General features: G+C 70.7%; 18 protein-coding genes. 10 read left to right on the forward strand and 8 right to left on the reverse strand.

Annotation, left to right across the window (positions count from 1 at the left end):
* The first annotated feature begins 14 nt into the window (after positions 1-14).
* The 5 genes from acs (at position 15) to ACFU3E_RS12720 (ending at position 5,468) form a co-directional block, all read left to right on the forward strand.
* The gene (acs, locus tag ACFU3E_RS12700) at positions 15-1,970 is read left to right on the forward strand and encodes an acetate--CoA ligase (RefSeq protein WP_384155636.1); all 1,956 of its coding nucleotides are present in this window, start codon (positions 15-17) and stop codon (positions 1,968-1,970) included.
* A gap of 191 nt (positions 1,971-2,161) precedes the next feature.
* Entirely contained in the window at positions 2,162-3,598 is a 1,437-nt protein-coding gene (gene nhaA / locus ACFU3E_RS12705; protein WP_384155639.1) for a Na+/H+ antiporter NhaA, read from the forward strand.
* 120 nt (positions 3,599-3,718) lie between these two features.
* Positions 3,719-4,207 (forward strand): phage holin family protein, encoded by a 489-nt coding sequence (locus ACFU3E_RS12710; RefSeq protein ID WP_384155642.1) that lies wholly within the window; start codon positions 3,719-3,721, stop codon positions 4,205-4,207.
* Positions 4,204-5,157: an alpha/beta fold hydrolase gene (locus ACFU3E_RS12715; protein WP_384155645.1), complete on the forward strand. Its 954-nt coding sequence runs from the start codon at positions 4,204-4,206 to the stop codon at positions 5,155-5,157. The genes ACFU3E_RS12710 and ACFU3E_RS12715 overlap by 4 nt, the downstream gene beginning before the upstream one ends.
* A gap of 128 nt (positions 5,158-5,285) precedes the next feature.
* Positions 5,286-5,468: a hypothetical protein gene (locus tag ACFU3E_RS12720; protein WP_384155648.1), complete on the forward strand. Its 183-nt coding sequence runs from the start codon at positions 5,286-5,288 to the stop codon at positions 5,466-5,468.
* Between the two features lie 68 nt (positions 5,469-5,536).
* On the opposite strand, the gene ACFU3E_RS12725 is transcribed toward ACFU3E_RS12720, so the two are convergent.
* The 3 genes from ACFU3E_RS12725 to nth all read right to left on the reverse strand — a co-directional run bounded on the left by ACFU3E_RS12725 (position 5,537) and on the right by nth (position 8,631).
* The gene (locus ACFU3E_RS12725) at positions 5,537-6,736 is read right to left on the reverse strand and encodes a MarP family serine protease (RefSeq protein WP_384155651.1); all 1,200 of its coding nucleotides are present in this window, start codon (positions 6,734-6,736) and stop codon (positions 5,537-5,539) included.
* 13 nt (positions 6,737-6,749) lie between these two features.
* Positions 6,750-7,445 carry an NUDIX hydrolase gene (locus tag ACFU3E_RS12730; RefSeq protein WP_384155654.1) on the reverse strand — a complete coding sequence of 232 codons (696 nt, stop codon included), beginning with the start codon at positions 7,443-7,445 and terminating at the stop codon, positions 6,750-6,752.
* Positions 7,446-7,590: 145 nt separating this feature from the next.
* Positions 7,591-8,631, reverse strand: a complete 1,041-nt coding sequence (gene nth / locus ACFU3E_RS12735; protein ID WP_384155657.1) for an endonuclease III — start codon at positions 8,629-8,631, stop codon at positions 7,591-7,593.
* Positions 8,632-8,966: 335 nt separating this feature from the next.
* Here nth and ACFU3E_RS12740 point away from each other — a divergent pair, with 335 nt between their 5' ends.
* Together ACFU3E_RS12740 and ACFU3E_RS12745 are read left to right on the forward strand one after the other, a co-directional pair.
* Entirely contained in the window at positions 8,967-9,641 is a 675-nt protein-coding gene (locus ACFU3E_RS12740; protein ID WP_356664203.1) for a Crp/Fnr family transcriptional regulator, read from the forward strand.
* 181 nt (positions 9,642-9,822) lie between these two features.
* Positions 9,823-10,296 carry a hypothetical protein gene (locus ACFU3E_RS12745; protein ID WP_384155660.1) on the forward strand — a complete coding sequence of 158 codons (474 nt, stop codon included), beginning with the start codon at positions 9,823-9,825 and terminating at the stop codon, positions 10,294-10,296.
* 90 nt (positions 10,297-10,386) lie between these two features.
* Here the strand turns inward: ACFU3E_RS12745 and ACFU3E_RS12750 are convergent, their stop codons facing one another.
* The 4 genes from ACFU3E_RS12750 to ACFU3E_RS12765 all read right to left on the reverse strand — a co-directional run bounded on the left by ACFU3E_RS12750 (position 10,387) and on the right by ACFU3E_RS12765 (position 12,796).
* A complete protein-coding gene (locus ACFU3E_RS12750; protein ID WP_384155663.1) occupies positions 10,387-11,217 on the reverse strand; it encodes an MBL fold metallo-hydrolase in 831 nt (276 codons plus the stop codon).
* Entirely contained in the window at positions 11,214-12,083 is an 870-nt protein-coding gene (locus tag ACFU3E_RS12755) for an NUDIX hydrolase (RefSeq protein WP_384155666.1), read from the reverse strand. The genes ACFU3E_RS12750 and ACFU3E_RS12755 overlap by 4 nt, the downstream gene beginning before the upstream one ends.
* Positions 12,084-12,176: 93 nt before the next feature.
* Positions 12,177-12,638, reverse strand: a complete 462-nt coding sequence (locus ACFU3E_RS12760; RefSeq protein WP_031115991.1) for a RidA family protein — start codon at positions 12,636-12,638, stop codon at positions 12,177-12,179.
* Positions 12,638-12,796, reverse strand: coding sequence for a DUF4177 domain-containing protein (locus ACFU3E_RS12765; protein WP_097218487.1), 159 nt, complete (start codon positions 12,794-12,796; stop codon positions 12,638-12,640). The genes ACFU3E_RS12760 and ACFU3E_RS12765 overlap by 1 nt, the downstream gene beginning before the upstream one ends.
* 107 nt (positions 12,797-12,903) lie before the next feature.
* On the opposite strand from ACFU3E_RS12765, the gene ACFU3E_RS12770 reads away from it, so the two are divergent.
* Both ACFU3E_RS12770 and ACFU3E_RS12775 read left to right on the forward strand, forming a co-directional pair.
* Positions 12,904-13,881: an ArsA-related P-loop ATPase gene (locus tag ACFU3E_RS12770; RefSeq protein WP_384155670.1), complete on the forward strand. Its 978-nt coding sequence runs from the start codon at positions 12,904-12,906 to the stop codon at positions 13,879-13,881.
* Positions 13,882-13,930: 49 nt separating this feature from the next.
* Entirely contained in the window at positions 13,931-15,340 is a 1,410-nt protein-coding gene (locus tag ACFU3E_RS12775; protein ID WP_384155673.1) for an ArsA family ATPase, read from the forward strand.
* A gap of 164 nt (positions 15,341-15,504) precedes the next feature.
* On the opposite strand, the gene wblA is transcribed toward ACFU3E_RS12775, so the two are convergent.
* Positions 15,505-15,843 (reverse strand): WhiB family transcriptional regulator, encoded by a 339-nt coding sequence (wblA, locus tag ACFU3E_RS12780; protein WP_248509996.1) that lies wholly within the window; start codon positions 15,841-15,843, stop codon positions 15,505-15,507.
* 408 nt (positions 15,844-16,251) lie between these two features.
* On the opposite strand from wblA, the gene ACFU3E_RS12785 reads away from it, so the two are divergent.
* Complete coding sequence (locus tag ACFU3E_RS12785) at positions 16,252-18,546, forward strand: transglycosylase domain-containing protein (protein WP_384155676.1); 2,295 nt, start codon at positions 16,252-16,254, stop codon at positions 18,544-18,546.
* The last annotated feature ends 108 nt before the right edge of the window (positions 18,547-18,654 follow it).

Here is an 18,654-nt window from a genome sequence, read left to right on the forward strand (position 1 = left end):
GAAAGGCAGATGCCGTGAGCAACGAAAGCCTGGCCAACCTGCTCAAGGAAGAGCGCAGGTTCGCACCCCCCGCCGACCTGGCCGCGAACGCCAACGTCACCGCGGAGGCGTATGAACAGGCCAAGGCTGACAGGCTCGGCTTCTGGGCCGAGCAGGCCCGTCGGCTGACCTGGGCCAAGGAGCCCACCGAGACCCTCGACTGGTCGAACCCGCCGTTCGCCAAGTGGTTCAAGGACGGCGAACTCAACGTCGCCTACAACTGCGTCGACCGCCACGTGGAGGCCGGGCACGGCGACCGGGTCGCCATCCACTTCGAGGGCGAGCCCGGCGACAGCCGCGCGATCACCTACGCCGAGCTCAAGGACGAGGTCTCCAAGGCCGCCAACGCCCTGCTGGAGCTGGGAGTCCAGGCCGGCGACCGGGTCGCCGTCTACATGCCGATGATCCCCGAGACGGCGATCGCGATGCTGGCCTGCGCCCGGATCGGCGCCGCCCACTCGGTCGTCTTCGGCGGTTTCTCCTCGGACGCGCTCGCCACCCGCATCCAGGACGCCGACGCGCGCGTGATCATCACCTCCGACGGCGGCTACCGGCGCGGCAAGCCGTCCGCGCTCAAGCCGGCCGTGGACGAGGCCGTCGAGAAGGCCGGCATCGTCGAGCACGTCCTGGTGGTGCGCCGCACGGGCCAGGAAGTCGCCTTCGCCGAGGGCCGCGACGTGTGGTGGCACGACCTGGTGGGGCGGCAGAGCGCGGAGCACACCCCGCAGGCGTTCGACGCCGAGCACCCGCTGTTCATCCTCTACACCTCGGGCACCACCGGTAAGCCGAAGGGCATCCTGCACACCTCCGGCGGCTACCTCACGCAGACCGCCTACACCCATCACGCCGTCTTCGACCTCAAGCCGGAGACCGACGTCTACTGGTGCACCGCCGACGTCGGCTGGGTCACCGGTCACTCGTACATCGTCTACGGCCCGCTGGCCAACGGCGCGACGCAGGTCATGTACGAGGGCACGCCCGACACCCCGCACCAGGGCCGCTTCTGGGAGATCGTGCAGAAGTACGGCGTGACGATCCTCTACACCGCGCCGACCGCGATCCGTACGTTCATGAAGTGGGGCGACGACATCCCCGCCAAGTTCGACCTGTCCAGCCTGCGCGTGCTGGGCTCGGTGGGCGAGCCGATCAACCCCGAGGCGTGGATCTGGTACCGCAAGAACATCGGCGGCGACCGCACCCCGGTCGTCGACACCTGGTGGCAGACAGAGACCGGCTCGATGATGATCACCCCGCTGCCGGGCGTGACCGCGACGAAGCCCGGCTCGGCGCAGACGCCGCTGCCCGGCATCTCCGCGACGGTCGTCGACGACGAGGCGAACGAGGTCGCCAACGGCGGGGGCGGCTACCTGGTCCTGACCGAGCCGTGGCCGTCGATGCTGCGCACCATCTGGGGCGACGACCAGCGCTTCATCGACACCTACTGGTCGCGCTTCGAGGGCAAGTACTTCGCCGGTGACGGCGCCAAGAAGGACGACGACGGCGACATCTGGCTGCTCGGGCGGGTCGACGACGTCATGCTCGTCTCCGGTCACAACATCTCCACCACCGAGGTGGAGTCCGCGCTCGTCTCCCACCCCTCGGTCGCCGAGGCGGCCGTGGTCGGCGCGGCGGACGAGACGACCGGGCAGGCGATCGTCGCCTTCGTGATCCTGCGCGGTACGGCCACCGAGACCGAGACCCTGGTCGCCGAGCTGCGCGCCCACGTCGGCAACGCCCTCGGCCCGATCGCCAAGCCCAAGCGGATCCTGCCGGTGGCCGAGCTGCCGAAGACCCGCTCCGGCAAGATCATGCGCCGTCTGCTGCGGGACGTCGCCGAGAACCGGCAGCTGGGTGACGTCACCACGCTGACCGACTCCACGGTCATGGACCTGATCCAGGCGAAGCTGCCGGCCGCGCCCGGCGAGGACTGAGCGGCATAGCGGAATCGGTGAAGGGCACCCGGCAGACAGCACGCCGGGTGCCCTTGTGGCGCCCGTGGTGAGACCGCCGGGTGCGCTCAGCCATACGCTTAGCTAAACTAAGCAAAACAACTGCTCCACGGTGCGCCGGGAAGTCTGGTCGGCAGGTGTTTCGTCATGCCCACCGACCGGAGGTCTTCCCCGTGACCGCGCCCAAGCCCACCACCCCCCGCAAGGTCCTCGGCCGGCTGTCGCTGCCCGAGCGGAACTACGTGGCGAACGCGCTGCGCACCGAGACTGTCGGCGGCGTGCTGCTGCTGGCCGCAGCGGTCACGGCGCTGCTCTGGGCGAACGTCCCTGCCCTGAGCGACAGCTACGAGAGCGTCTCCCACTTCCACCTGGGCCCCGCCGCCCTCGGCCTCGACCTGTCCGTCGCGCACTGGGCCGCCGACGGGCTGCTGGCGATCTTCTTCTTCGTCGCCGGGATCGAGCTCAAGCGGGAACTCGTCGCGGGCGACCTGCGCGACCCGAAGGCCGCCGCGCTGCCGGTCGTCGCCGCCCTGTGCGGCATGGCCGTACCGGCACTCGTCTACGTCCTCACCAGTGCCGCCGGCGGCGGCTCACTCGTCGGCTGGGCCGTGCCCACCGCCACCGACATCGCGTTCGCACTCGCCGTGCTCGCCGTCATCGGCACGTCCCTGCCGAGTGCGCTGCGGGCCTTCCTGCTCACGCTCGCCGTCGTCGACGACCTCTTCGCGATCCTGATCATCGCGGTGTTCTTCACCTCCGACCTGAACTTCGCCGCACTCGGCGGCGCCGTCGCCGGGCTGGTGCTCTTCTGGCTGCTGCTGCGCAAGGGAGTCCGGGGCTGGTACGTGTACGTGCCGCTCGCCCTCGTCGTCTGGGCGCTGATGTACAACAGCGGCGTCCACGCCACCGTCGCCGGCGTCGCCATGGGCCTGATGCTGCGCTGCCACCGCCACGAGGAGGAGGACCACTCCCCCGGCGAGCACATCGAGCACCTCGTACGGCCCCTGTCCGCGGGGCTGGCCGTCCCGCTGTTCGCACTGTTCAGCGCGGGCGTCGCGGTGTCCGGCGGGGCGCTCGCCGACGTGTTCACCAAGCCGGAGACCCTCGGCGTCGTCCTGGGGCTCGTCGTCGGCAAGACGCTCGGCATCTTCGGCGGGACGTGGCTGACGGCCCGCTTCACCCGGGCCTCGCTCAGCGACGACCTCGCCTGGGCGGACGTGCTCGCGGTGGCGAGTCTCGCCGGCATCGGCTTCACGGTGTCGCTGCTCATCGGCGAACTCGCCTTCGACGGCGACCAGGCGATGACGAACGAGGTCAAGGCCGCCGTCCTGCTGGGCTCGCTCATCGCCGCGACACTCGCGACCGTCCTGCTGAAGATCCGGAACGTCAAGTACCGCCGCATGTGCGAGGACGAGGAGCGCGACGAGGACGCCGACGGCATCCCGGACGTCTACGAGGAGGACGACCCCGCCTACCACCTGCGGCTCGCCGCCATCTACGAGCGCAAGGCCGCCGAACACCGCCGGATCGCCCAGGAGAAGGCAGCCGCGCGCCACGGGCTTGCCGAAGTACCGGGCGGGGCAGGCGAGGACCACCACCGTCCGGCATGATCTGACGAGACGGTACAAAAGACGGGACCGTACGCGGTCAGGCCGTACGCAGTCGGGCGACTGTGACGAGTCAGACAGAAGAAGCGATTATCGGACCGTACGCAGAAGAGGGAGACCGCGATGAGCGCACCCGACGGCAGCCCGGTCGGCGCCGAACGCAGCATCGGCCAGCTGTTCGCCTCGGCGACGACGGAAATGTCGGCGCTGGTGCACGACGAGATCGCGCTGGCGAAGGCGCAGCTCAAGCAGGACGTGAAGCGCGGCGCGACCAGCGGTGGCCTCTTGTCGATGGCGGGGGCGGTGCTGCTGTTCTCCCTGCCGATGCTGAACTTCGCGCTGGCCTACGGCATCCGCACCTGGAGCGACTGGAACCTCGCGCTCTGCTTCCTGCTGTCGTTCCTGGCGAATGCGCTGGTCGCGGGCGCGCTCGCGCTGCTCGGCTGGGTATTCGCGAAGAAGGCGAAGAAGAGCAAGGGCCCGCAGAAGGTCGCCGCCTCGATGAAGGAGACCGCGGTCGTCCTGCAGAAGGCCAAGCCGCACCCGCGTCCGGAGCTCGCGCAGGACCGGGTCCCCGAGGCCATCGAGGCTGTGGCACGCTCGTCCTCATGACGGGCTCCTCCATTCCTCCGGGGCAATCGCCTTCGGCACCACCGGCTCCGGCCGTCCTGCTGGACGGCCCCTGGAGCCATCGCGACGTCGCCGCCAACGGCGCCCGCTTCCACATCGCCGAGCTGGGTGACGGGCCGCTGGTCCTGCTGCTGCACGGCTTCCCGCAGTTCTGGTGGACCTGGCGGCACCAGCTGGTGGCACTCGCCGACGCGGGCTTCCGGGCCGTCGCCATGGACCTGCGGGGCGTCGGCGGCAGCGACCGCACGCCACGCGGCTACGACCCCGCCAACCTCGCCCTCGACGTCACCGGCGTCATCCGCTCCCTCGGCGAGCCGGATGCCGCGCTGGTCGGCCACGACCTGGGCGGATACCTCGCATGGACGGCGGCGGCGATGCGGCCCAAGCTGGTGCGCCGGCTGGCGGTCGCCTCCATGCCGCACCCCCGGCGCTGGCGCTCGGCCATGCTGAGAGACGTCAAGCAGAGCCGCGCCGGTTCACACATCTGGGGGTTCCAGCGGCCCTGGATCCCGGAGCGGCAGCTCACCGCCGACGACGGGGCGCTCGTGGCAGAGCTGATCCAGGAGTGGTCCGGGCCGCGCCCGCCCGAGGACGAGGCGCTCGAGAACTACCGCCGGGCCATGTGCATCCCCTCCGCGGCGCACTGCGCGGTGGAGCCCTACCGCTGGATGGTGCGCTCCCTGGCCCGCCCGGACGGCATCCAGTTCAACCGGCGGATGAAACGGCCCGTGCGCGTACCGACCCTCCATCTGCACGGCTCCCTCGACCCCGTGATGCGCACGCGCAGCGCGGCCGGGTCCGGTGAGTACGTCGAAGCCCCCTACCGGTGGCGTCTGTTCGACGGCCTCGGCCACTTCCCGCACGAGGAGGACCCGGTCGCGTTCTCCTCGGAACTCATCAACTGGCTGCAGGATCCCGAACCCGACCGGTGACCGGCCGGCCCCGCCCGGTCACCGGCGCGTGAACGCTTGTCCTACGAAGGGCCACTTGCCTGGCGCATAGGCCAATTGGACGCCTCGGGAGCGGTTATCGACCATGGGGCGGGGGCACACGTCGGGGTATGGGCTGGACGCACGACTACAGTGACGCAACCCGCAATCGCCGCTCGGCGGGCGGTGCGAACCCCCACCAGCGAAGCGGCGCACCGCAGATGGCGACCGCGGACCCCCGGGTCGGGATTCCGCGTATCCTCCGCCGCCGGGCCCGCTGGGTCTCCGTACGCCTGCGCCACGCACGCGACTGAGTCGTCACTCGCGCGAGTGATGCCCCGGCACCTGCCGCTCCCGGGACGCTCCCCAGGGCCGACCGGCCCTACAGGGCGCAGTTGTCGCTGCCCACCTGCTGGTTGGCCGTGCGCCCCTTGGTGATGTCCTCCTGGATCTCGTCCACGGTCAGCGCGTATCCCGTCTCGGCGTCGTCGAGCGACTTGGCGAAGACGACGCCGTAGACCTTGCCGTCGGGTGTGAGCAGCGGGCCGCCGGAGTTGCCCTGGCGGACGGTCGCGAAGAGGGAGTAGACGTCGCGGCGGACCGTGCCGCGGTGGTAGATGTCCGGGCCGTTGGCCGTGATGCGGCCGCGCACGCGTGCGGCCCGCACGTCGTACGCGCCGTTCTCCGGGAAGCCCGCGACGATCGCGCTGTCGCCGCTGCTCGCGTCCTTCGGGGTGAACCGCAGCGCGGGCGCCCTGAGATCGGGTACGTCGAGGACGGCGATGTCGCGCCGCCAGTCGTAGAGCACGACCTGGGCGTCGTACTTCCTGCCCTCGCCGCCTATCTGCACGGTCGGCTCGTCGACTCCGCCCACCACGTGCGCGTTGGTCATCACCCGCCGGTCGGAGAAGACGAAGCCGGTGCCCTCCAGGACCTTGCCGCAACTCGGGGCCGTGCCCATGACCTTGACGATGGAGCGCTGGGCGCGGGCTGCCACCGGGCTGTCGGCCAGCGCCGGGTCCGGGGGCCGGACGTCGGTGATCGGCTCGTTCGAGAACGGGCTGAAGACCTGGGGGAAGCCGTTCTGCGCGAGGACGGAGGAGAAGTCCGCGAACCAGGTGGCCGCCTGGTCCGGCAGGGCCCGCGAAACGCCCAGCAGCACCTTGGAGTTGCGGACCTCCTTGCCGAGCGTCGGCAGGGTGGTGCCCGCGAGGGCCGAGCCGATCAGCCAGGCGACCAGGAGCATCGCCACGACGTTGACCAGGGCGCCGCCGGTGGCGTCGAGGGCCCGGGCCGGGGACCAGGTGATGTGCCGGCGCAGCTTGTTGCCGAGGTGGGTGGTGAGAGCCTGGCCGACGGAGGCGCAGACGATGACGACGACGACCGCGATGACGGCGGCGGTCGTGTTCACCTCCGCGTTGTCCGTCAGCGCGTCCCAGATCACGGGCAGCACGTAGACCGCGACGAGGCCACCGCCCAAAAAGCCGATCACCGACAGGATGCCGACGACGAACCCCTGGCGGTACCCCACGACCGCGAACCACACGGCGGCGACCAGCAACAAGATGTCCAGCACGTTCACGGAGGCCACCCTGTCATGCGCGCCAGTCGAGCGGGACCTGCTTGTCGTGGTCCCAGGGCCGCTCCCAGCCCGCGAAGTGCAGCAGCCGGTCGATGATTCCGGCCGTGAAACCCCAGACAAGGGCTGATTCGACCAGAAATGCCGGACCTCGGTGGCCGCTGGGATGGGCGGCGGTCGCCCGGTTGGCGGGATCCGTGAGATCCACCACGGGGACGGTGAAGACCCTGGCGGTTTCGTTCGGATCGACGACTCCGACCGGGGTCGGCTCGCGCCACCAGCCCAGTACGGGCGTGACGACGAAGCCGCTGACCGGGATGTAGAGCCGGGGCAGGACGCCGAAGAGCTGGACACCGGAGGGGTCGAGGCCGGTCTCCTCCTCCGCTTCGCGCAGGGCGGCCCGCAGCGGGCCGTCGCCCCGCGGGTCGCCGTCCTCCGGATCGAGGGCGCCGCCCGGGAACGAAGGCTGGCCGGCGTGCGAACGCAGGGAGTGCGCACGCTCCATGAGCAGCAACTCCGGCCCCCGCGCGCCCTCACCGAACAGGATCAGCACGGCGGACTGCCGCCCCGCCCCGTCCTCCGGCGGCAGGAACCGGCTCAGCTGCGTCGGCCGGACCGTCTCCACGGCGTGCACCACCGGATCCAGCCAGCCGGGCAGCCCGTCCTTGCTCAGCGTCACCGGGCCACCCTGTGTGTCGCTCGCGCGCGTCATCGCCACCCCCGTCGTCCTGCCGCATCCAACGCACGACGGCCCTGAGATCGTTCCGCGCACGCCCTGGATTCCCTGAACGGGCGGCGCGTCAGGCTCTTCGGGCGGCGCAACGGGCGCTTCGGGCGGCTCTGGCGGGTCGGGCGGCTCATCCGGCCCCCAGCGGCGGCGCCGGTTTGCCGCCCGCGTCCAGGTAGGCCTGTGGGGGCTTCAGACGCTGGCCGGGGAAGCCGCCCTTCTCGTACTTGAGGAGCTTCTTCGCCTTCTCCGGGTCGGTCTCGCCCTCGCCGTACGCCGGACAGAGCGGGGCGACCGGGCAGGCGCCGCACGCGGGCTTGCGGGCGTGGCAGATGCGGCGGCCGTGCCAGATCACGTGGTGCGAGAGATCCGTCCAGTCGCTCTTGGGGAAGAGCGCGCCGATGGCGGCCTCGATCTTGTCCGGGTCGGTCTCGCCGGTCCACTGCCAGCGGCGCACCAGGCGCTGGAAGTGCGTGTCCACGGTGATGCCGGGGCGGCCGAAGGCGTTGCCGAGTACGACGAAGGCGGTCTTGCGGCCGACGCCGGGCAGCTTGACCAAATCCTCCAGCCGGCCGGGCACCTCACCACCGAAGTCCTCCACCAGGGCCTTCGACAGCCCTATGACCGACTTCGTCTTGGCCCGGAAGAAGCCGCACGGGCGGAGGATCTCCTCCACCTCCTCGGGGTTGGCGGCGGCCAGATCCTCCGGGGTGGGGTACGCGGCGAAGAGGGAGGGTGTCGTCTGGTTCACGCGCAGGTCGGTCGTCTGGGCGGACAGCACCGTGGCGACGACCAGTTGGAACGGGTTCTCGAAGTCCAGCTCGGGGTGGGCGTACGGAAAGACCTCGGCGAGTTCGCGGTTGATACGGCGGGCCCGGCGGACCAGGGCGGTGGGCGACTCGTCGCTCGGCGGGTGGACGACGGCCTTGGCGGGGGTGGCGCCTTTGAGACGGGCGGTGGCCTTCTTGGGCGCGACCGCTACCTTCTTCGCCGCGGGCGCCTTCTTCACGGCAGCGCCCTTCGATTCCTTTGTGGCGGCCGGCGCCTGGGAAGCCGCCTTCTCGCCGGCGGCCTTCTTCGCGGACGTGGCCTTCTTCGCGGACGCCGATTTCTTCGCGGACGCCGCCTTCTTCGCGGATGCCGCCTTCTTCGCGGATGCCGCCTTCTTCACTGGTTCCGCCTTGTTCTGTTTCGCCGTTTTCCTACCACCATCGGGGCTCTGTTCGCCCACAGCGGAATCGCGACGTACAACCACCCGCGCAGCCCCCTAGGCCTGTGCTCTCACCGGCGATTTGGACACCCGGCCAGCCTAAGGCCCGGCACGGACATCCGCCCCGGCCCCTGAAGATCGGCGCCCAATTGGACCCCTGCCGCGTACCCCGGGACACGTGTGCGGCATCCTTGTGACAGATCACACTGTTTGGACCGCCCGACAAAATGGGCACCACGGTCCCTCGGTACACGGGGGAGCAAGATCCCCTGAGCAGGTCGACAAGGAGAGAACTCGTGGACGACGTTCTGCGGCGCAATCCGCTCTTCGCGGCGCTCGATGACGAGCAGGCCGCGGAGCTCCGCGCCTCCATGAGTGAGGTGACCCTCGCCCGCGGTGACTCGCTGTTCCATGAGGGCGACCCCGGTGACCGCCTGTACGTGGTCACGGAGGGCAAGGTGAAGCTTCACCGCACGTCCCCCGACGGCCGCGAGAACATGCTGGCCGTGGTCGGACCCAGCGAGCTCATCGGCGAGCTGTCGCTGTTCGACCCGGGCCCGCGCACCGCGACCGCCACGGCACTGACCGAGGTGAAGCTGCTCGGCCTCGGCCATGGCGACCTCCAGCCCTGGCTGAACGTCCGCCCGGAGGTGGCCACCGCGCTCCTGCGCGCTGTCGCACGCCGGCTGCGCAAGACCAACGACGCGATGTCCGACCTGGTCTTCTCGGACGTCCCGGGTCGTGTCGCCCGTGCCCTGCTCGACCTGTCCCGCCGGTTCGGCGTGCAGTCCGAGGAGGGCATCCACGTCGTGCACGACCTCACGCAGGAGGAGCTGGCCCAACTGGTCGGCGCGTCCCGCGAGACGGTCAACAAGGCCCTCGCGGACTTCGCGCAGCGCGGCTGGCTGCGCCTGGAGGCCCGCGCGGTGATCCTCCTGGACGTGGAACGCCTCGCCAAGCGCTCACGCTGACCGCACACCTGGCCGTACGTCATCGGGCCCCGTCTCCTCACGAGACGGGGCCCGACGTCATAGAGAGAGGCCGAAGAGCGCCGAAAGCGCCCCACGGGGGCCCGGCCCGCGCCCAGGGTGAGCGCACGACCGGCAGGGCTGTCCGCGTCCCCGATCCCACGGGTCAGTACAGCTAGCCCACGTGCCCCATGCCTTCCGCCCGGTCGTCATCGCGACACGCGACCGGCTGACCGGCGTGTTCGGGCACCGGCTGCACAGCGCGCACCTCTACGGGTCGATACCGCGCGGGACCGCGCGCGTGAGCCGCAGCGACCTGGCCCGGCTCCTCCCGCGCCGGCGCCGGCGGATCGCCGGGGCAGGCGACACGGAGGAGGCCCGCCGGCACCTGGTCCGCTTCATGTCCCGGCCCCTGGTCCGTACGGGCTGCACGGTCGTCATGCCCCGCTGGAACGGCTGGACCCGTGACCTGCCCGAGAGGGCCGAGGCGTTCGCCGGGTACTGCCCCGAGCGTGGCGGGCAGATGCGGGCCGCGGCCGCCCTGGGACGGGAGCCGGCCGGGGAGGCCGCCGTGCCCGCGCCGTACCTCGGCGATCTCGGGCCCTGGCTCGCCGGGGAGTACGCACGCGTGCACGGCGTCAAGGCGCAGCGGCCCTGAGAGGCGCCGGGCCCCCAGGTCGCGGTGGACGACGCCGTCGGCGTGGCCGGCGGCGAGCGCGTCGGCGACCTGGGCTGCACACACCAGGCCCTAGATGAGCCCGTGCTCCTCCAGGTAGTCCAGCTGGGCCCGTACCGACAGTTCCGCCGCCGGCCACAGGGAGCGGTCCACGTCCGCGTAGACGTGGGTGACGACCTCGGTGGGGGTGCGGTAGCCGTCCTCGACGGCCGTCTCGACCTGGGCGAGGCGGTGGGCGCGGTGGGCGAGGTAGTACTCGACGGCCCCCTGGGCGTCTTCCAGGACCGGGCCGTGGCCCGGCAGGACCGTGTGGACGCCGTCGTCGACCGTGAGCGAGCGCAGGCGGCGCAGGGAGTCCAGGTAGTCGCCGAGGCGGCCGTCGGGGTGGGCCACGACCGTCGTGCCGCGGCCGAGGATCGTGTCGCCGGTGAGGACCGCCCGGTCGGCCGGGAGGTGGAAACAGAGGGAGTCGGCGGTGTGGCCGGGGGTCGGTACGACGCGCAGTTCCAGGCCGCCGGTGGTGATCACGTCTCCGGTGGCCAGGCCTTCGTCGCCCAGCCGCAGTGCCGGGTCGAGCGCACGCACGCGCGTGCCGGTCAGTTCGGCGAAGCGGGCGGCGCCCTCCGCGTGGTCGGGGTGGCCGTGGGTCAGCAGGGTCAGAGCGACGCGCTTGCCGGCCTGCTCGGCCGTGGCGACGACCTGGCGCAGGTGCCCGTCGTCCAGCGGACCCGGGTCGACCACCACGGCCAGGTCCGAGCCGGGCTCGGAGACGACCCAGGTGTTCGTGCCGTCCAGGGTCATCGCCGACGCGTTGGGGGCCAGGACGTTGACGGCCCGCGCGGTGGCCGGCCCCGCGAGGACCCCGCCGCGGGGCTGGCCGGGAAGGGCGCTTGCGTCCGTCATGCGGTGGCTCCCCCGGTCGCGATGTGCTTGGTGAACTCGTCGTGGCCCGGCCAGGAGAGCACGATCTCCCCGTCCACCAGGCGGGCGGTGGCCAGGACGGGCGTGAGGTCACGCCCCGGGGCGGCATCGAGCGCCCGGACGGCCGTCTCGTACGCCGTGAGCTGGCGCAGGGTCGCGATCGTCGGCGGCATCATCAGCAGCTCACCCTTGTCGTACCCGGCCGCCGCCTCGCGCGGGGAGATCCACACCGTGCGGTCGGCCTCCGTGGAGGCGTTGCGGGTGCGTTGCCCCTCGGGGAGCGCGGCCACGAAGAACCAGGTGTCGTAGCGGCGCGCCTCGAACTCCGGGGTGATCCAGCGGGTCCAGGCACCGAGCAGGTCGGAGCGCAGGACCAGACCGCGGCGGTCCAGGAACTCCGCGAAGGACAGGTCCCGGGCGACCAGGGCGGCCCGGTCCGCCTCCCAGTCGGCGCCCGTGGTGTCACCGACGACCGCGTCGGCGGCCGGCCCGGCGAGCAGCACGCCCGCCTCCTCGTACGTCTCGCGTACGGCCGCGCAGACGATCGCCTGGGCCGCCGTCTCGTCGACGCCGAGCCGGTCCGCCCACCACGCGCGCGTGGGGCCCGCCCAGCGGACGTGGTGGTCGTCGTCGCGCGGGTCGACGCCGCCGCCCGGATACGCGTACGCGCCTCCGGCGAAGGCCATGGATGCGCGTCTGCGCAGCATGTGGACGGCCGTGCCGCTGCCGGTGTCCTTCAGGAGCATGACGGTGGCCGCGCGCTTCGGGGTCACCGGGGCGAGGGTGCCGCCCGCGAGTGCGCGGATGCGGTCCGGCCACTCCGGGGGGTACCACTGACCGTTCGCCATGGGCGCGAGGCTATCCCGTGACGGGCGGATGTTCGAGTGGCCCCGGGGACGGATTCCGCAGCTGGGGCCATCGAAGAGGTGCCCGGCGGGGTGCTACGCGAGCTCCACCTGGATCTCGACCTCGACCGGCGCGTCCAGCGGGAGCACCGCGACGCCCACCGCGCTGCGCGCGTGCACGCCCTTGTCGCCGAGAACCTCGCCGAGCAGCTCGCTCGCGCCGTTCAGCACCGCGGGCTGGCCCGTGAAGTCCGAGGCCGAGGCCACGAAGCCGACGACCTTCACCACGCGCGCGATGCGGTCCAGGTCACCGGCGACGGACTTGACGGCGGCCAGGGCGTTCAGCGCACACGTGCGTGCCAGCTCCTTGGCCTCCTCCGGGGTGACCTCAGCGCCGACCTTGCCGGTGACCGGAAGCTTTCCGTCCACCATCGGGAGCTGCCCGGCGGTGTAGACGTACGGTCCGGACTGCACGGCCGGCTGGTACGCGGCGAGCGGCGGGACGACGTCGGGCAGGCTCAGGCCGAGCTCGGCCAGCTTCGCCTCGACGGCGCCCACTACTGCTTCTCCCGCTTCAGGTAGGCCACGAGCTGCTCGGGGTTGTTCGGCCCGGGCACGACCTGGACGAGCTCCCAGCCGTCCTCGCCCCAGGTGTCCAGAATCTGCTTCGTGGCGTGGACGAGCAGCGGCACAGTCGAGTATTCCCACTTGGTCATACGGCCGACTCTAGCCCCTGGCGGGCAGGGGGTACGCGGCCGACCACGGCCCCGGTTGTCCACAGCCTCCCGCGTAGCCCGGGCACGGACTGGTTAGGCTCGAATACGTGAGCAGGCTCCAGGTCGTCAGTGGCAAGGGCGGTACCGGCAAGACCACGGTGGCCGCGGCCCTAGCGCTGGCCCTGGCCACGGCGGGGAAGCGGACGCTTCTCGTCGAGGTCGAGGGCCGTCAGGGCATCGCGCAGCTCTTCGAAACGGAGGCGCTGCCTTATGAGGAACGGAAAATCGCGGTAGCACCCGGGGGCGGGGAGGTGTACGCACTCGCCATCGACCCCGAACAGGCCCTTCTGGACTACCTCCAGATGTTCTACAAGCTGGGCGGCGCCGGACGGGCCCTGAAGAAGCTCGGCGCGATCGACTTCGCCACCACCATCGCGCCCGGCCTGAGGGACGTCCTCCTGACCGGCAAGGCGTGCGAGGCGGTGCGCCGCAAGGAGCGCAGCGGGCGGTTCACCTACGACTACGTCGTCATGGACGCCCCGCCGACCGGGCGGATCACGCGCTTCCTGAACGTGAACGACGAGGTCGCGGGCCTCGCCAAGATCGGCCCGATACACAATCAGGCACAGGCGGTGATGCGGGTGCTGAAGTCGCCCGAGACGGCCGTGCACCTGGTGACGCTGCTGGAGGAGATGCCCGTCCAGGAGACCGTGGACGGTATCGCCGAGCTGCGTTCGGCCCGGCTGCCGGTGGGGCGGATCATCGTGAACATGGTCCGGCCGGAGGTGTTGGACGAGACCGACCTGGAACTCGTAAGGACGGTCCCGCGTTCCACTGTCGCGCGGTCCCTGTCGTCCGCGGGGCTCGGCGGGGCGCGGCGCGGCGGTCATGCCGAGCGGCTGGTGGACCCGCTGCTCACGCAGGCCGAGGAGTACGCCGAGCGGTACACGCTGGAGCACGAGCAGCGCGCGGTCCTGGCCGATCTGGGCCTGCCGCTGCACGAACTGCCGCTGTTCGCCGAGGGCATGGACGTGGCGGGGCTGTACGAGCTGGCCCGCGAGCTGCGCGAGCAGGGCGTGTCATGAGCCAGGACAGACAGGCAAGACCCGTCACGAGTCGGAAGCAGGGGATGTCATGAGTCGTCCGGACCCGGCCCACACCCACGACCCGGCCCGCCCTCATCTCGCCCCCGCGCGTCTGCTCGACATGGATCCACTGCTGGAGGACCCGAAGACCCGGATCGTGGTCTGCTGCGGCTCGGGCGGGGTCGGCAAGACCACGACCGCGGCGGCCCTCGGCCTGCGCGCGGCCGAGCGGGGCCGCAAGGTGGTCGTCCTGACCATCGACCCGGCCCGCCGGCTCGCCCAGTCCATGGGCATCGACTCGCTGGACAACACCCCGCGCCGGGTGAAGGGCATCGACGACTCCGCGGGCGGCGAGCTGCACGCGATGATGCTCGACATGAAGCGCACCTTCGACGAGATCGTCGAGGCGCACGCGGACCGCGAGCGGGCGGCCGCCATCCTGGCCAACCCCTTCTACCAGTCGCTCTCGGCGGGCTTCGCAGGCACGCAGGAGTACATGGCGATGGAGAAGCTCGGGCAGCTGCGGGCCCGGGACGAGTGGGACCTGATCATCGTCGACACCCCGCCGTCCCGTTCGGCGCTGGACTTCCTGGACGCGCCCAAGCGGCTCGGCTCGTTCCTGGACGGGCGGCTGATCCGGCTGCTGACGGCACCGGCGAAGCTGGGCGGCCGGGCCGGGATGAAGTTCCTGAACGTCGGGATGTCGATGATGACCGGCACCCTCGGCAAGCTGCTCGGCGGTCAGCTCCTCAAGGACGTCCAGACGTTCGTGTCCGCGATGGACACCACCTTCGGCGGCTTCCGCACCCGCGCGGACGCGACGTACAAGCTGCTCCAGGCGCCCGGCACGGCGTTCCTCGTGGTCGCGGCGCCGGAGCGGGACGCGCTGCGCGAGGCCGCGTACTTCGTGGAGCGGCTGGCCGCGGAGGACATGCCGCTCGCCGGTCTCGTGCTCAACCGGGTGCACGGCAGCGGCGCCGACCGGCTGTCTGCCGAGCGGGCGCTCGCCGCCGCGGAAAATCTTGAAGAGCTCCGCATTGTGGATCAGGAGGGCGGGAAAGCAGTACTTCGTAACTCCCCCGACGCACAGGACAGTTCAGACTCTCCCACGCCCGGAACACCAGCTCGGGCCACGGCATCGACTCCCGAGGGTGGCTCCCCCACCGAAGACGCCGAGGACACCGAGCCCGCCGAGAACACCGAGCGGTCCGTCGACCAGCTCACGGCAGGCCTGCTGAGGCTGCACGCCGATCGCATGCAGCTGCTCTCCCGTGAGCAGCGCACACGTGACCGCTTCACCGCGCTCCACCCCGAGGTGGCCGTGACGGAAGTCGCCGCGCTGCCCGGCGACGTGCACGACCTCGCGGGACTGCGCGACATCGGCGACCGCCTCGCGGCCGACGAGCGCGCACTGCCCGAACCCGCCGACCAGCCAGAGCCGCCCGAGGCGACTGCCTGAGGGCAACCCGGCGAGGCGCAGGGCTCCTATGCGACGGTGCAGGGCCCGTGTTGCAACGACGCAGGGCCCGTGTAGCAACGACGCAGGTTCCGCAGGCGACGGCGTAGGGCCCGGAAAGGGGCCCTCAGACCTCGACCTGCTGGGGAGTTCCCGGAGGGAAGTCCTCAGCTCACCGCCGCGTAGTTCTCGTAGATCTCGTCGTCGTCGAGGGGCAGGACACCGCACCCCCGCTCGTACTCCGTGCGCGCCGTCTCCAGCAGCCGGCGCCAGGAGGTCACAGTGGGACGCCTGCGCAGCAGTGCGCGGCGCTCCCGCTCCGTCATGCCTCCCCACACGCCGAACTCGACGCGGTTGTCGAGCGCGTCGGCCAGGCACTCCGTGCGCACCGGGCATCCGGTGCACACCGCCTTGGCCCTGTTCTGCGCTGCTCCTTGAACGAACAGTTCATCCGGATCGGTAGTGCGGCAGGCCGCCTGCGCACTCCAGTCGGTTACCCAGCCCATACCGGCGCCGTCCTCTCCCGAATCGAGGCTCCCCCACGGCGGCAGCGGCATATTCACCGCCGCCAGTTGAGGACGTTACGGAAGGTGGGCACACCGCAACACCCCCTTCGGGCCCAATCTTGAATGGCCCGAACGGACTATGGGTAAGCGGCAGATCACCCGGGGGAGTGAGCTGGCGACATACGTAACCTTCCCGACAAACCGGGACAGTTCAGCTGCGTCACAACGGACGCCGTATGACACACAAGGCGGATTCGGACACAGCCCCACCAAAAAAGTTGGGGAACACCCGGAACGATTCGGGGTCGCCGGACGTATTGATACGTGACCTCACTGCTGTGACAGTTGAGAGCAGCTTAGGCCAAGGCCTATACGCCTGTCCGGAGAATGAGAACGTAGGCTGCCCTCATGCCAAACAAGCGCTCGGGCGGTGGTCTGTCTCCCACGCAGCAGGCCGCCAAGTTCCTCGGTGTCAGTGTCCTCGCGGGAGCCGTGCTGGCCGGCATCGCACTCCCCGCGGTGGGCGCGCTGGGACTTGCGGCCAAGGGATCGGTCGAGAGCTTCGACGAGCTCCCGGCCACCATGAAGACCCCGCCGCTGAGTCAGCGCACCACGATCCTCGATGCCGACGGCGGCCAGATCGCCACGGTCTACTCGCGTGACCGCACGGTGGTCCCCCTCAAGGACATCTCGCCGTACATGCAGAAGGCGATCGTCGCGATCGAGGACTCGCGCTTCTACCAGCACGGCGCGGTCGACCTGAAGGGCGTCCTGCGCGCCCTCAACAAGAACGCGCGCAGCGGTGAGGTCGCCCAGGGCGCCTCGACCCTGACGCAGCAGTACGTGAAGAACGTCTTCGTCGAGGAGGCGGGTGACGACGCGACGAAGGTCGCGCAGGCCACCCAGCAGACCATCGGCCGCAAGATCCGCGAGCTCAAGTACGCGATCCAGGTCGAGGAGGAGCTGGGCAAGAAGAAGATCCTCGAGAACTACCTGAACATCACGTTCTTCGGCCAGCAGGCCTACGGTGTCGAGGCCGCGGCCCAGCGCTACTTCTCCAAGTCCGCCAAGGACCTCAGCATCGAGGAGTCGGCCCTGCTCGCCGGCATCGTCCAGTCGCCCAGCCGGTACGACCCGGTCAACGACGAGGCGGAGGCCACCAAGCGCCGCAACACCGTGCTGCAGCGCATGGCGGACGTCGGCGACATCTCCAGGGCGCAGGCCGCCGAAGCGATGAAGGCACCGCTCGGGCTGAAGGTCAGCAAGCCCAAGAACGGCTGCATCACGGCGGTCAAGGGCGCGGGCTTCTTCTGTGACTACGTGCGCGAGGTCTTCCTGACCGACCCGGTCTTCGGCAAGACCCGGGAGCAGCGCGCGAAGATCTGGAACCAGGGCGGCCTCACCGTCCGCACGACCATGGACCCGAAGGCCCAGAAGGCGGCGCAGCGGTCCATCAAGGACCACGTCTACCAGAGCGACGAGGTGGCCACCGCCGTCTCCATCGTCCAGCCCGGCACCGGCAAGGTCCTCGCCATGGGCCAGTCGCGTCCGTACGGCGTCAACATCAAGAAGGGCGAGACGACCCTCAACCTCTCCGTCAACCAGTCGATGGGCGGCGGCATGGGCTACCAGCCCGGTTCGACGTTCAAGCCGATCGTGGCCGCCGCGGCCATCGAGGACGGCATGCCGGCGAACAAGACGTACTCGTCGCCGTACCGGATGGCGTACCCGAGCCCCGTCTCGGCGTGTGACGGCAAGCGGTGGGTGAACGACCGCGACGCTCCGGCCAAGCTCGAGAACGAGAACTCCTCCGAGGTCGGCCCGTACGACATGCGGGAGGCGACCGCCAAGTCGGTCAACACCTACTACGTGCAGATGATCAGCGACATCGGCATCTGCCCGGTCACGACCATGGCGAAGAAGATGGGCGTCGTGCGGGCCGACGGCGACAAGATGCCCCAGGTGCCCTCCATCGCCCTCGGCACCCAGGAGACGTCTCCGCTGACCATGGCGAACGCGTACGCGACCTTCGCCTCGCGCGGCATGTACTGCACGCCGGTCGCCATCGAGTCCGTCAGCCGGCGGGTCGGTGACAAGACCACGTCGCTCGAGGTGCCGAAGTCGACGTGCTCGCGCGCGATGTCGGAGAACACCGCCGACACGATCAACACGCTGCTGAAGGGCGTCGTCGAGGACGGTACGGGCAAGAAGGCCGGCCTCGACAGCCGCCCCAGCGCCGGTAAGACCGGTACGACGGACGAGCGCTACGCGGCCTGGTTCGTGGGCTACACGCCGAACATGGCCGGTGCCGTGTGGGTCGGCGACCCCGCGCACAAGCGGAAGATGGTCGGCATCACCATCGGAGGCGTCCCGCACGACAAGGTGTTCGGTGGCGAGGTCCCCGGCCCCATCTGGGGCGACATGATGAGCGGCGCGCTGGAGGGCAAGCCGGTCGAGCAGTTCAACACCGTCCACATCCCCGACAGCAAGCCCCGGGACCGCGGTGACGGGGACGGCAACCGAGACGACGGGGGCAACGGCGACACCGGTGACAACGCCGGCTTCATCGGCGGCCTGGTCGGCGGCAACAACGGCGGAGGCGGCGGCGAGCCCTTCCCGACACCTTCCTTCTCCATCCCGGAGGGCTTCTTCCGCGGCCAGAGCAACGGCGGCGGGAACGGCAACGGCGGCCGGTTCGGCTGAGCCGCCGTCGTGACGGAACGCGACTGACGGGGACGCCCCCTGCTTGCCCGCGCGGGTCGTGCTCGGGGTGGGCGAAGTCGACGGGTGTGTTCGCCTCCCACAGGGCGC

Source organism: Streptomyces sp. NPDC057424 (genome assembly GCF_042803315.1).
GTDB lineage: Bacteria > Actinomycetota > Actinomycetes > Streptomycetales > Streptomycetaceae > Streptomyces.

Bases quoted from the DNA above. Each gene is read 5' to 3' on its own strand.
- ACFU3E_RS12710 (WP_384155642.1), top strand. From the start codon at position 3,719: ATGAGCGCACCCGACGGCAGCCCGGTCGGCGCCGAACGCAGCATCGGC.
- wblA (WP_248509996.1), bottom strand. From the start codon at position 15,843: ATGGGCTGGGTAACCGACTGGAGTGCGCAGGCGGCCTGCCGCACTACC.
- ACFU3E_RS12730 (WP_384155654.1), bottom strand. From the start codon at position 7,445: ATGACGCGCGCGAGCGACACACAGGGTGGCCCGGTGACGCTGAGCAAG.
- ACFU3E_RS12775 (WP_384155673.1), top strand. From the start codon at position 13,931: ATGAGTCGTCCGGACCCGGCCCACACCCACGACCCGGCCCGCCCTCAT.
- ACFU3E_RS12720 (WP_384155648.1), top strand. From the start codon at position 5,286: ATGGGCTGGACGCACGACTACAGTGACGCAACCCGCAATCGCCGCTCG.
- ACFU3E_RS12715 (WP_384155645.1), top strand. From the start codon at position 4,204: ATGACGGGCTCCTCCATTCCTCCGGGGCAATCGCCTTCGGCACCACCG.
- ACFU3E_RS12765 (WP_097218487.1), bottom strand. From the start codon at position 12,796: ATGACCAAGTGGGAATACTCGACTGTGCCGCTGCTCGTCCACGCCACG.
- ACFU3E_RS12750 (WP_384155663.1), bottom strand. From the start codon at position 11,217: ATGACGGACGCAAGCGCCCTTCCCGGCCAGCCCCGCGGCGGGGTCCTC.
- ACFU3E_RS12755 (WP_384155666.1), bottom strand. From the start codon at position 12,083: ATGGCGAACGGTCAGTGGTACCCCCCGGAGTGGCCGGACCGCATCCGC.
- ACFU3E_RS12785 (WP_384155676.1), top strand. From the start codon at position 16,252: ATGCCAAACAAGCGCTCGGGCGGTGGTCTGTCTCCCACGCAGCAGGCC.